Here is a 12,441-nt window from a genome sequence, read left to right as displayed (position 1 = left end):
CCTTTCAATCCGCATCCGCTGCGGCAGGAGCGGCGGTCTCGACCGCAGTGCCTTCTTCCCCGCCGCCATGGATGGCCGTCATCAGATCGGCGTCCGCCAGCCAGAAATCGCGTTTGGCGTTGATGGAGAGGATCACCGAGTCCACCTTGGCGCGCGTGTCGGCGAGCATTTCGAAGGTGCTGGTGATCATGCCGTTGTAGCTGAGGGTGGCCTCTTCCTCGATCTTGCTGCGCAAGGGCACGACGTTGTTGCGATAGTGTCTGGCGATATCGTAGCGCGATCGATAGGCCTGATAGGCCGAGCGAGCTTCCGAGCGGACGTTGACGGCCTTCTCGGCAAGCAGGTTGGCAGCGCGCATATGCGCCAGTTCCGCCTTGCGCAAGCGCGCCTGGCCGGTGTCGAAGATCGGGATGGAGAACTCCAACTCACCCTGGCCGGTGGTCTCGACCTTGGTGTCCCCGTCTTCGCGTTCGCGCTCGGCTTCTGCCCCTGCGACGAGCGTGAGTTCGCTGACGAAGCGTGTCACCTCGGTCAATCGATAGGACTTTGCCACGGCCTCAAGCTCGAGGCGGGCCATCTGCAGGTCGACACGGCGCTTGAGCGCTTCGCCCTCGATGCTGTTCCGGTGGGCGAGGGTCTTCGGCAGGTCGGGCAGTCGGTTCGGGACCTGGTAGTCGGCGTCCGCTCCCCAGAGACCCATTTTCCGGGTGAGGCTTTCCTTGGCAAGTCGTGCCGCAAGCCGGGCTTGCGCCACCTGGCCGGCGAGTTCGGCATTGAAGACGTGCTCGCGTGCCTGGTCACCCTTGCCCATAGAACCGGTTTCGCCCAGCTTGGCGGCGAGTTCGGAGGATGCGTCGGCTGCGGCCTGCGCCCGGTTGAGCTGCCCGACCGTTTCCCAGGCCGAAACCGTCTCGACCCATGCGCGCCGGGTTTCTGCCGCAAGCGCAAGCGTTCGAAGGGCCGCCGCAAGTTGCGCCTGGCGAAAGCGGGTGTCGGCAACGGCGATGGTCTTCTCCCGCGTCATGAGCGCCAGGATATTGGTGGTGATCAGCCCCTCAATGGCGCGATAGGCTTGAAGCTCCGGCGCCCCGATCCCGGTGGTACCGATCGAAACAGTCGGGTTGAGGAGCATCGTTGCCTGCCAGGCATCCGCCGACGCATCGCCGAGATCGGCATAGGCGGCCTGCAGGCCCCTGTTGTTGAGAAGCGCGATCTGCACGGCGGTGTCGGCATCGACCGATTTGCGTGCCAGCAGGGCTTTCACCTGTGCTTCAGCCTTTGCGGCCTGCTCGCGGTTCTGGATCCAGACGCTTCTCTTCGCAGTGCCTGCGCTGACCTTGGCCTCGACCGCGGTAAAGCCGGCGTCCTTTGCCGAATATTCTGCGGTTGTGGTGCAGCCGGCAAGCGCCAGCGGCAAGCCGATGATCGCGGCGAGCTTGAACCTTTGCCTGCTCATGATGCGCCTCCCTTGGCGGGAGACTGGGCGTCGTTGAGCGGCACCCAGCGTTTTGGACCGACAGGCTCACGGTGGACATAGCCGGCAACAGGGCTTCGGTAAGCCTGACCGCCGGCGCCAGTGGAACTTTGCGAGGGATCGGCGAGGCTTGTGACCTCGGCAGGCATCGTGGTGGCGCATCCGCCCAAAAGGATGGGCAGGAGCGCCATGGGAAACAGACGTTTCATGGTTCAACCTGAAATGTGAATGATGGATATCGGCGTCCGACCGGCAAAGCCGGGCAGGCCAAGACCGCGCGTGCGGTCAGCTGTTCACGAAATCAGGCTCTTGGAGGGCGATGCAGACCAGCGGGCTCGCCTGGGCTGAGTTGCGACTGCAGGCCGAAGCTTAAAGCGGAGCGTGGAAGACCGAAGCGGGCTTCACCGGCGTCGGCAAGAACGGCAACGGACGCACAGAAGGTCTTGCAGCAATCCTTCTTGTCGGCCTTGCTGCTATCGCCGATGGGTTTTGCCTTGCCGCTTTCGGCACTTGGGCAATGCTCGTTCAGCGCTGAGGCACTGATATCGACCGAGGCATCTGTCTGCATCGCCGCGTGCTTTTGCATCGCCGCGTGCATCTGCATGGCTGTGTGTGATGCGACATGGGTCATGCCGGCGGCGCTGGAAAAGGGCAGCACAGCCAGCGACAGCATCGTCACCAGCTTGAGCATCGTCAGCAGACGCTGATATGCAGTTCGTACCTTTTCCATCATCAATCCGTAGAAACGCTGTCGATTCCTGTCAATGCTACCGGCGGGACCGAGGCTCACGAATGCGTGAGCCTCGGTCAGTTTCGGTCTTCAGGCCTGTCGGCGATTGCGGACCGGGTCGATGCCGGCCGGGCCGAAGCGCGCGGGCTCGAGGGCCTTGCCCGGTTCGTTGGCCATGTCGGCGAGATCGTCGAGGATCGGGCAATCCGGTCGTCCGTCGCCGTGGCAGTTGGCGGCCAGATGCTTGAGCGTCCGGCTCATAGCCTTCAACTCCTCCGCCTTGCGCTCGAGGATATCGACGTGTTCGAGCGCGATCTTCTTCACCTCACTGCTGGCGCGCGAACGATCGCGCCAGAGTGTCAAGAGGTCGGTCATCTGCTCGACGGTGAAACCGAGATCGCGGGAGCGGCGGATGAAGCGCAGGGTGTGGACGTCGTTGTCGCCGTAGTTGCGATAGCCGGCCTCGCTGCGATCGGCCGGAGGAATGAGGCCGATCGTTTCGTAATAGCGGATCATCTTCGTCGAGACGCCGGAGGCGCGTGCGACTTCGCCGATGTTCATGGCTTCACCTTTCAAGAGGCGCGCAGAGCGCGGGCATTCATGTCGAATATAGGAACTCTCCCCGGCGGACGCCATGCGGGCGTGTCCCGCCGGGGAGAGGCTTTGATGTTATCGCGCCGCTGGCGTTTGCGCGACGACGCCGCGAAAACCCCTCAGCCGAAGCGCGTTTCCGAGCACGAAGACGCTGGAAAGCGCCATGGCACCGGCGGCGAAGATCGGCGACAGCAACAGGCCATAGGGCGGATAAAGCGCGCCCGCTGCAACCGGGATCAGGACCGCGTTATAGGCAAAGGCCCAGAACAGGTTTTCTTTGATGTTGCGGATCGTTGCCTTCGACAGCGCGATCGCGTTGGGCACGCCCAGGAGATCGCCGGACATCAGCACAACATCGGCGCTTTCGATCGCGACATCGGTGCCGGTACCGATCGCAAGTCCGACATCGGCTTCGGCAAGAGCAGGCGCATCGTTGATACCGTCGCCGACGAAGGCGACGGCGCAGCCGTCAGCCTTCAGGCGCTTCAGAGCGGCAACCTTGCCGTCGGGCAGCACCTCGGCGATGACTTCGTCGATCCCGAGCTTGGCGGCGATCGCTTCGGCCGTCCGGCGGTTGTCGCCGGTAATCATCGCCACCTTGAGACCGAGATCGTGCAACATGCGGATCGCCTGCGGCGTCGTTTCCTTGATCGGGTCGGCAACGGCGATGATGGCGGCAAGCTTGCCGTCGATTGCTGCATAGAGCGGGCTCTTGCCTTCCGACCCGAGGCGGGCTGCCTGGTCGGCAAACACCGAGACGTCGAGCTTCAGCCGGGTCATCAGCCGATCGGCGCCGACATGGATGCTCCGCCCATTCACCGTGGCGCTCGCGCCGAATCCGGGAACAGCCTCGAAGTTCGCGGCGGTCGGAATGGCGATGCCTTCGGACTTCGCCGCTTCGACGATTGCCTCGGCGATCGGGTGTTCCGATCGGGTTTCGACGGCGGCGACGAGTGCAAGCACCTCGCTGCGCTCAAAACCGGCTGACGTGTCGAGATCGGTCAGTTCCGGGCGACCCTTGGTGAGCGTGCCCGTCTTATCGACGGCAATGATCTCGGCATTGCGCAGTGTCTGCAACGCCTCTCCCTTGCGGAACAGCACACCCATCTCGGCGGCACGACCGGTGCCGACCATGATCGAGGTCGGGGTCGCTAGGCCCATCGCGCAGGGGCAGGCGATGATCAGCACCGCGACGGCGTTGACGAGCGCGAAGGTCAGCGCGGGATCCGGGCCGAAGACGAGCCAGATCGCGAAAGTAAGGACTGCCATGGCGATGACGGCCGGAACGAACCAGGCCGTCACCTTGTCGACCAGCGACTGGATCGGCAGCTTGGCGCCCTGGGCCTGTTCGACCATGCGAATGATCTGGGCAAGCACAGTGTCGGCACCGACCTTGGTGGCGCGGAAGGTGAAGGAGCCTGTTTTGTTGATGGTGCCGCCGACGACGTCGGCGCCGGCGATCTTCTCGACGGGAACCGGCTCGCCGGTGATCATCGATTCGTCGACGTAGGAATTGCCATCGACAACGGTACCGTCGACTGGCACGCGGTCGCCGGGGCGCACCAGCACGGTGTCGCCGGCATGCACGTCGGCGAGCGGAATCTCGATCGTTTCCCCATCGCGAACGACGCGCGCCGTCTTTGCCTGCAGGCCCATCAGGTGCTTGATCGCTTCCGAGGTGCGGCCCTTGGCGCGGGCTTCAAGCACCCGACCGAGCAGGATCAGCGTCACGATGACGGCCGCGGCTTCATAATAGACGTTGGCCGTGCCCTCGGGCAAAAGCCCAGATGCGAAGGTGGCGACGACCGAATAGCCCCAGGCGGCGGCCGTGCCGATGGCGACGAGCGAATTCATGTCGGGCGCGAGACGCAACAGGGCCGGTATGCCCTTCTGGTAGAAGCGCAAGCCCGGGCCGAAGAGCACGAGCGTCGTCAACACGAACTGCAGATACCAGCTCTCCTGCATGCCGATATTGATCATGACGAAGTCGTGCACGGCCGGGATGAAGTGCGAGCCCATTTCCAGGACGAAGATCGGCAGCGTCAAGGCTGCGGCAACCAGCAACGCGCGGCTGAGACGCCGGCTTTCGCGCTCGCGCTTTTCGGCCTCCTCATCGGTGTTCGCATCGCCGGTGATGCGCTTGGCGTCATAACCGGCGGCGCGCACGGCCTCTTCGAGACTGGCGACTGTTGCAATGCCCTTGGTGAGGCGCACCGAGGCGCGCTCGGTCGCCAGGTTGACGCTGGCGTCAGCGACGCCGGGCACCGCTTTCAATGCCTTTTCGATACGGGCGACACAGGAGGCGCAGGTCATACCTTCGATTGCCAGCTCGATCGATTCCTCAGCGGCGCCATAGCCGCTGTTTTCGATTGCCTTGACGATGTCGGCGGTCTTGGTCGATCCATCGAACCTGACATCGGCCCGTTCCGTTGCAAGGTTGACAGAGGCGGATGTCACCCCTGGGACTGCTCGGATGGCCTTCTCGACGCGCGCGACGCACGAGGCACAGGTCATTCCCTCGACCGGTATGCTGGCCGTCAGGGCGTTGCCGGCGATTGCTACGGCGCTCTTCGTTTCGATGGTGGTCACGGATCCCATGATCGTGCTCCTTTTCCTTTTCTTTTATCGGAAGATGGGGCTTCCAACGATGGGAAGGTCAAGGGCGGATTGAAACATTTCTTCATGCAGCAAGGCATCGCATTCAAATGCTCAGTGCTGGTGATGCGAATGCACGACGGCGTGACCCTTGCCACGTGCAATCAGCCAGCGATTGACGGGAAACGCGGCGGCCCCGGCAACAAGGAGCGCGACCGCAAGGCTCGCCCAGAAGAGGAGAGACGTTACGCCTGCATCCATCGCTCCGGGGATGAACAGCATCAGGGCGTTGTCGACGATTTCCATGATGACGATGGACGCCGTGTCGGCGGCAAGCGCCAGCTTCAGGACCACCGCGAACGGCATGCCTGCCTTCAGCAGCGGAAACATGGTCAGGCCGTAGCCGAAGACAAAGGCAAGGAAGACGGCGAGTGCAATGGTCTGGACATTGCCCCAACCAAGCGCCGAGCCGATGACCATGCCGAGCACCTCGCCGATGGCGCATCCTGTCAGGCAATGCACCGTGGCAGAGAGCGCGAGACAGTTGAGTGACATGCTTTCGGGTTTCGAGGGACTGGCGGTCACGCTGCGGTGATCATGTCGGTGCCCGTCGTGTTCGTCGTGTTGCATGCTCGGTCTCCGTGAAGATGCGGAGCCGGCAAGCTAGAGCTTCCCACCGTTGTAGGGTCAAGGCGTGCGGCGGCGTCAAACGACAAACGCCCCGGCTTTGGGAGCCGAGGCGCGCCAACCGGTGACTGGAGGCACCGTTGCGATCTTGATTTAGAGCTGGCGGCCCTCATAGCCTGCCGTCTTCAGCGCGTCGGCAATCGGGCCGGATGCGGCGGCGGTGTCGACGCTGATTTCGCGCGCGCCGAGATCGACCTTGACGGTTGCCTGCGGATCAACGCTCAGGATCGCCTTTTGCACGACGCCGGCGCAATGTCCGCAGGTCATGTTGTCGATCTTGTAATTCTGCATCGCTTGTCTCCTTCTTTTCGATGTGAGACAAACATGAGGTTTCCCACCGTTGGAAGGTCAAGAGGCCATTCCACTATATTTATTCGGCGTGCTTCGGCCGCCGAACCCGGTGGCGAAAGTGCCAGGAATCGGCCTGCCAATCGGCCGCAACTGCTCCGAAAAATTTGAAAGTCTTTCCTTGTCGAACCCTGGAATAGACGGCTAGCAGTCGGCCGCCGGACGACGCACAATCCGAAGGCTGTGCACAAGGGCATTCGCGTCGTCTCAAGGGGGCGGACGATCGCCCGCCCGGCACGGACCGGAAATGGTCCGTGATGCGATCGCACCGGATAATTCGGGGATGATCGAAATGCACTGGTCGGGTACTGGAGGAGACTGTGGCCCGATCTCTGTCGTTCGGCTGCGTCGTCGCGACGCCGCCAAGGGAGGAAATATGTTTGAACGACTATTCAAGTTAAACGAGCATGGGACGTCCGTGCGCACTGAGGTGATCGCCGGCGTCACGACATTCCTGACGATGTCCTACATCATCTTCGTCAACCCCGACATTCTGTCGTCCACGGGCATGGATAGGGATGCCGTCTTCGTCGCGACCTGTATTGCCGCGGCGCTCGGCTCGGCCGTCATGGCGCTCGTCGCCAACTGGCCGATCGGCATGGCGCCAGGCATGGGCCTCAACGCCTTCTTTGCGTTTACCGTCGTCGCAGCCCTCGGCTTTACCTGGCAGCAGGCGCTGGGTGCCGTGTTCATCTCGGGCATGATCTTCCTGATCCTGACGGTAACAGGGGTCAGAAGCTGGTTGATCGCCGGTATCCCGCATTCGCTCAGAAGCGCGATTGCGACCGGTATCGGTCTTTTCCTCGGCATCATCGCGCTGAAGAATGCCGGCATCGTCGTCGACAATCCGGCGACGCTGGTCGGTCTCGGCGACCTGAAGCAGACCGGACCGCTGCTGGCGATCCTTGGCTTCTTCGTCATTGCAGTGCTCGATTCGCTCAAGGTCCGCGGCTCGATCCTGATCGGCATCCTCGTCGTCACCATTCTGTCGATGCTACTGGGGGTGAGTGAGTTCAAGGGCATTGTTTCCGCGCCGCCGAGCATCGCGCCCACCTTCATGCAGCTCGATATCATGGGCGCGCTCCATGGCGGCTTGCTCCACGTGATCCTCGTCTTCGTGCTCGTCGAAGTCTTCGATGCTACGGGTACGCTGATCGGTGTGGCCAAGCGCGCCAAGCTGGTGGAAGAAGGAAAGCCAAGCCGCCTCGGCCGGGCGCTTCTGGCCGACAGCACCGCCATCGTTGCCGGCTCGCTGATCGGCACCAGCAGCACCACCGCCTATGTCGAAAGCGCCTCCGGCGTCCAGGCAGGCGGTCGCACGGGCCTGACGGCGCTGACCGTCAGCGTGCTCTTCCTTGCCGCCCTGTTCTTCTCGCCGCTGGCAGCGGCCGTTCCGTCCTATGCGACGGCACCGGCTCTGCTCTATGTTGCCGGCCTGATGATGCGCGAACTGACGGAAGTTGACTGGGACGACCTGACGGAAGCGGCGCCTGCCGCACTCACGGCACTGGCCATGCCCTTCACCTACTCGATCGCCAACGGCCTTGCCTTCGGCTTCGTGAGCTATGTCGTGCTCAAAGTGTTCACCGGCAAGTGGAGCGTCATCCATCCGGCAACGCAGCTGGTCGCAGCGCTCTTCATCGTGCGCTTCGCCTTCTTCGCCGAATAGGAAAAAGGCCGGGGCAGACAACGCCCCGGCCTCACATAACTTCCCCCGCGAAGCTGGCCGGACTGCAGGCGTTTCCTGCGGCTCCGGTCTTTTTGCGTTTGGCGGTGGTTGGTGGCGCGAGCGCTCCTCAATCAGTATTGCCCGGCCGGCAGATGCACCACGAGGCCGTCAAGCGCGTCGGAAACAGTGATCTGACAGCTGAGCCGGCTTCTTTCGTCCGGATTGACGACGCAATCCAGCATATCCTGCTCCTGATAGTCGGGCGATGGCAGCCGGCCGGCCCATGTCCCGTCGATATAGCAGTGGCAAGTGCCGCAAGCGCAGGAACCGCCGCATTCGGCGGCGATGGCATCTATGCCGTTCTGCACGGCTGCCGACATCACCGACTGGCCGATTTCGGCCTCAACCTCGGTCGATTTCCCCTCGGCATCCACAAAGACAATTCTGGGCATTGCATGGTCTCCACTCAAATCTGAAATCGTGCGAATTGCTTCGCGCTGGAGGGCGCATCTGTTGGCGTTCAGGCCGGCTTGATGGCGATCTGCAGCCGCTTGGGGCCGCGCACCGAAAGGCCTCGCTTGTATTCGGGCTCTTCGTCGACAAGCTCGATCGTCGGGAAGCGCCGCAACAAGGTGCTGAAGATGATGTCCATGTCGAGCCGGGCGAGATGGTTGCCGAGACAGAAATGCACGCCACCGCCAAAGGCCAGATGCCTGTTGGGGGTGCGACCGATGTCGAACGCATTGGCGTTTTCGAACTGCTTGGGATCGCGGTTGGCAGCGCCATAAAGCACTCCGAACTTCGTGCCGCGCGCGAAAGTCCGCCCGCCGATTTCCACGTCCTCGATGCAGTGGCGATGGAAGAACGGCAGCGGTGACTCGTAGCGGAACATCTCCTGCACGGCCGTCTGGATCAATGCAGGGTCCTTTCGCAGCCGCGCCATCTGTTCGGGAAACCGCAGCAGCGCATGCATGCCGCTTCCAAGCACGTCGATGGTCGATCCATGGCCGGCCATCAGGATCAGCATGCAGGTCGAGATGAACTCGTCTGAATTCATCGCGCCGGCACGTTCGGCCTCGATCAGGACCGAGATGAGGTCGTCCTTGGGGTTTCGCTCGCGCTCGTGTTTCAGAACCGTCAGGTATTCGTAGAATTCGGTGGTGTTGGTCTCGGCGATGCGCTTGCGTTCATCCGACCGGTCGACGTCGAAAAACTGGACGATGTTCTCCGACCAGATGCGCAACTGGGGACAGTCTTCGTCCGGAACGCCGAGCAGTCGGCCGATGATGTGACCGGGCACGTGGGCGGCGAGATCATCGACGAAATCGATCTGGCCGCGATCGGCGAGGCTGTCGATCAGCCTGTCGACATAGGCCTGGATCTGATCGCGTAGCTTGGCAATCATCGCCGGCGTGAACAGTTTGAAGACCTGTCTGCGCAGCCGGTCGTGTACGGCGCCATCGCTGTCAAGCAGGCTAAACTGCACAAAGCGGGAGTGGTGCGGCATGTCGTGCCAGTTGCCGGCGCGCTGGATCCTGGCGATTTCCTCTGATGTCGCGATGTCCTCGAGCGAGCGAACCATACGCTTGTCCATGACGATTGCCGAGACATCCTCGAAGCGCGAGGCCAGCCAGATGTCGAAGTCCTCGTAATAGTGCAGACCGTCCTTGTCGCGCAGCGCCTTGTAGGTCGGATAGGGATCGCGCGCGAAATCGGGGGACAAGGGAGTAAACGCGACCTCCACCTGGCTCTCCGTCGATAAGGTCTCTGCCATTTGCCGCACTCCCTGCAAAAACTGCATGATAGCGTCATCAGGCAGTACTGGGAAATGCAGCAATCTCGCGAGATAATGGACAAAACTCGCATCGCCATGCAGAGTGTCGCGCATGTTGGCTGAGCGCGAAGAGATCTATTTTCACACACCGGCACGTTTTGCAGGCGCGTTCCCCTACAAGGCGCTGGTTGCCGGCGCGCGGGTGGCGTTGCCGGAGGAGTCGCCGATACGCAAGCGCTTCCATCAGCACGTGCTCGTTCACACCACCTCGGGGCAGGGGCTGATAGAAGTGCGCGGGCAGCGGTTCGTCGCCGAGGAGGGCCTGTCGGTCTGGCTCGACACGTCGCAGGCCTATGAACATCGCTGCGCGCCCGACGCCCGTGAATGGCGATATCTCTGGATGGGTGTCGAGGGACATGGGTTGGACGAGGTCTATGCCTTCCTCAATGTGCAGCAGTCGCCGTTGTTCGAGCCGTCGGATCGCGAGGCGGCCCGCGTCGCGTTCCAGGCCGTCATCGGCTATCTCGACGATCGCTCGTCGGCAACGGATGCGCTGGTCAGTGCGGCGATTGCCGGCCTGATCGCCAACCTGAGTGCGCCGCGATTGGTGGGTGCTGCCGCACCCGACGATTCTGCCTCACGCGATCGCATAACCAGTGTGCTTGCCGCAGTCCGAAAAGACCTTGCCAAAGCCTGGACGATCGATGAGCTTGCGGTCCTCGCGCATCTCAGCCCATCGCAACTGTTTCGGAGATTCAAGGACACCATCGGTACGACGCCGATGGACTGGCTGCGCCATGAGCGCATCAACCAGGCAAAACGTCTGCTGGTCGAGCCGGAGGCGAAGGTTTCGGCAGTCGCGGCGCACTGCGGCTATCCCGATCCCTATCATTTCTCCCGCGATTTTCGCCGTTTGACCGGCTACACCCCGACGAGATTCAGGCGTGACGGTGGGTACTAGGGCTCGTGAACGAAAGGATGACGGGACCCACTCCGGTAGAGCGGGTCCGTCCTCTGGTGTCAAACCCGCCGTCAGCGCAGCAGGAATGGTTGCTCGAAGAAATGCTCCTCGAGATTGACGCCTTCGCCGCCGCGGTCGACCACGGCAAAGTCCGAGACGTCTTCCAACGGCGTCAGGATGCCGTGCCAGACATTGCGGGCGATATTGACGCCTTGGCCGGGCGCGGTCCGGAAGGCGATCGGTTCGCTCGGACCTTCAGCCGTCTCCTCCGAAACGACAACCAGGAACGGATTGTCGGTCAGGGGAATGAAGGCCTGACTGCCGAGCGGATGCCGTTCGACCATGGTCAGCTTCAACGGCAGCGGATAGGGCTCGCCGCGCACGAGGCTGATCATCGGCCGGGCCTTTTCGCCGGCGGTTTCGATCTTGGCGAGATCATGGTAGCGGGTGCATTTTCCACCGTTGATGGGAAAGCTGTGGGCGTTTTCAGTCTCGATCACGTCGCCGAATGGCGCGAATGCCTCGCGTGTCAGCGGCTTTATCTCGATCTCCTTCATGTGACGCTCCTCCGTCCTCTGTTGGTCGTTTACGGGGTGCCGGCCCTTGCAATGCGCCCGAAGACACGCAGCCGGCTGACGCCGCCATCGGGGTAGATGTTGAGACGAACATGGGTGGCGCAACCGACCTCTTCGATCAGGTCAGGGCCGTACTCATGAATGCTGTCGGCGCTCAGTTTCTGGCGCGGGAGCACGTCCCGCCAATAGAGCGAAGATGCTGTTAGCGCCGCATCGACCGTACAGTCCGTCTCGCCGTGGTCGGCCGCCTGCACCGAACAGGCGTCGGGATAGTTGCCCTTGAAATGGGCGGTATCGACGATGATGCGTTCGATCGACGTGCGTGCGGCCAGCCTGACGATGATCCAGTCGTTGCCGGGTTCGCGCCGCCGTCGCGTCTCCCAGCCGTCGCCCATGTTGATCCCCCGCCCGGGTGCCAGCAGTCGTTGATGGCCGTAGTGGCCGTTGGAGAAGACGACGATCCGGCCGCCGAGCAGCGAGGATGCGAGATCGACCACGTCGTCGCCGATCCGATCCCGGTCGAGGGCGGGCGTGCCATAGACCCGCAACCGGGCAACGCCACCGTCGGGATAGATCCGCAGCCTGATATGGCTCCAGGTCCCATCTGCAAGGGCTGCGAAGTAGTGATGGGCGCTTGGACCAAGCGGGCTCATGCCCAAGAGCTCGGTCCAAGCGGTTGCTTCATCCGGCCCATCAGGCGCCAGACAGGCGTCGATTGCGCAGGCGGAGGGGTAGTTGCCGGTAAAATGCGTCGTATCGACGTCGAAGCCGGCGATCCGGCCGGTGGCGGCAAGCGCGACGATCGCATGGTCGTGGCCGGGACCGCGTCGACGCCGCGTTTCCCAGCCATCCATCCATTTGCCGTGTTCGTCGTAGACGCCGGGATGAAAGACAGCGGGACAATCCTGCAACAGCCGTTCGAGCGGGGCGAAGAACTCGTCGGTGGCAAACACCGGCCTTGCCCCGAGGCCGGCGGAGGCGAGATTGATCGCCTTGCGCGCGAAGTCAGGCAGGCCGACGCTGTCGATCGTCAT

13 protein-coding genes are annotated in these 12,441 nt (G+C 62.7%); 2 read left to right on the top strand and 11 right to left on the bottom strand.

Annotated elements, in window-relative coordinates:
- Nucleotides 1-4: 4 nt before the first annotated feature.
- The 7 genes from J3R84_RS26085 to J3R84_RS26055 all read right to left on the bottom strand — a co-directional run bounded on the left by J3R84_RS26085 (nucleotide 5) and on the right by J3R84_RS26055 (nucleotide 6,371).
- On the bottom strand, nucleotides 5-1,456 hold the full coding sequence (locus J3R84_RS26085) for a TolC family protein (RefSeq protein ID WP_203528097.1): 1,452 nt from the start codon (nucleotides 1,454-1,456) through the stop codon (nucleotides 5-7).
- Entirely contained in the window at nucleotides 1,453-1,683 is a 231-nt protein-coding gene (locus J3R84_RS26080) for a hypothetical protein (RefSeq protein ID WP_063963374.1), read from the bottom strand. Before J3R84_RS26080 ends, J3R84_RS26085 begins: the two co-directional genes overlap by 4 nt.
- A gap of 92 nt (nucleotides 1,684-1,775) precedes the next feature.
- On the bottom strand, nucleotides 1,776-2,204 hold the full coding sequence (locus J3R84_RS26075) for a hypothetical protein (RefSeq protein WP_113567519.1): 429 nt from the start codon (nucleotides 2,202-2,204) through the stop codon (nucleotides 1,776-1,778).
- A 90-nt stretch (nucleotides 2,205-2,294) separates the two neighbouring features.
- Nucleotides 2,295-2,765, bottom strand: coding sequence for a Cu(I)-responsive transcriptional regulator (gene cueR, locus J3R84_RS26070; protein WP_025428581.1), 471 nt, complete (start codon nucleotides 2,763-2,765; stop codon nucleotides 2,295-2,297).
- Between the two features lie 108 nt (nucleotides 2,766-2,873).
- Nucleotides 2,874-5,396, bottom strand: a complete 2,523-nt coding sequence (locus J3R84_RS26065) for a heavy metal translocating P-type ATPase (protein ID WP_113567517.1) — start codon at nucleotides 5,394-5,396, stop codon at nucleotides 2,874-2,876.
- A 111-nt stretch (nucleotides 5,397-5,507) separates the two neighbouring features.
- The gene (locus J3R84_RS26060) at nucleotides 5,508-6,023 is read right to left on the bottom strand and encodes a DUF4396 domain-containing protein (RefSeq protein WP_057211269.1); all 516 of its coding nucleotides are present in this window, start codon (nucleotides 6,021-6,023) and stop codon (nucleotides 5,508-5,510) included.
- A gap of 150 nt (nucleotides 6,024-6,173) precedes the next feature.
- The gene (locus tag J3R84_RS26055; protein WP_057218150.1) at nucleotides 6,174-6,371 is read right to left on the bottom strand and encodes a heavy-metal-associated domain-containing protein; all 198 of its coding nucleotides are present in this window, start codon (nucleotides 6,369-6,371) and stop codon (nucleotides 6,174-6,176) included.
- Nucleotides 6,372-6,804: 433 nt separating this feature from the next.
- On the opposite strand from J3R84_RS26055, the gene J3R84_RS26050 reads away from it, so the two are divergent.
- Entirely contained in the window at nucleotides 6,805-8,097 is a 1,293-nt protein-coding gene (locus tag J3R84_RS26050) for an NCS2 family permease (protein WP_025428585.1), read from the top strand.
- Between the two features lie 131 nt (nucleotides 8,098-8,228).
- Here the strand turns inward: J3R84_RS26050 and J3R84_RS26045 are convergent, their stop codons facing one another.
- The gene (locus tag J3R84_RS26045; RefSeq protein ID WP_025428586.1) at nucleotides 8,229-8,549 is read right to left on the bottom strand and encodes a 2Fe-2S iron-sulfur cluster-binding protein; all 321 of its coding nucleotides are present in this window, start codon (nucleotides 8,547-8,549) and stop codon (nucleotides 8,229-8,231) included.
- Nucleotides 8,550-8,617: 68 nt separating this feature from the next.
- On the bottom strand, nucleotides 8,618-9,871 hold the full coding sequence (locus J3R84_RS26040; RefSeq protein ID WP_057211383.1) for a cytochrome P450: 1,254 nt from the start codon (nucleotides 9,869-9,871) through the stop codon (nucleotides 8,618-8,620).
- A 112-nt stretch (nucleotides 9,872-9,983) separates the two neighbouring features.
- Here J3R84_RS26040 and J3R84_RS26035 point away from each other — a divergent pair, with 112 nt between their 5' ends.
- Nucleotides 9,984-10,832 carry a helix-turn-helix transcriptional regulator gene (locus J3R84_RS26035; protein ID WP_057211266.1) on the top strand — a complete coding sequence of 283 codons (849 nt, stop codon included), beginning with the start codon at nucleotides 9,984-9,986 and terminating at the stop codon, nucleotides 10,830-10,832.
- A 71-nt stretch (nucleotides 10,833-10,903) separates the two neighbouring features.
- On the opposite strand, the gene J3R84_RS26030 is transcribed toward J3R84_RS26035, so the two are convergent.
- Together J3R84_RS26030 and alc are read right to left on the bottom strand one after the other, a co-directional pair.
- A complete protein-coding gene (locus J3R84_RS26030; RefSeq protein ID WP_057211263.1) occupies nucleotides 10,904-11,389 on the bottom strand; it encodes an ureidoglycolate lyase in 486 nt (161 codons plus the stop codon).
- Between the two features lie 29 nt (nucleotides 11,390-11,418).
- Nucleotides 11,419-12,441, bottom strand: a complete 1,023-nt coding sequence (gene alc, locus J3R84_RS26025) for an allantoicase (protein ID WP_084814347.1) — start codon at nucleotides 12,439-12,441, stop codon at nucleotides 11,419-11,421.

Origin of the sequence: Ensifer canadensis (assembly GCF_017488845.2) — a bacterium.
In the GTDB taxonomy this organism is placed as follows: domain Bacteria; phylum Pseudomonadota; class Alphaproteobacteria; order Rhizobiales; family Rhizobiaceae; genus Ensifer; species Ensifer canadensis.
The sequence above is the reverse complement of the archived record's forward strand: the minus strand, read 5'-3'. Positions and strand labels throughout refer to the sequence as shown.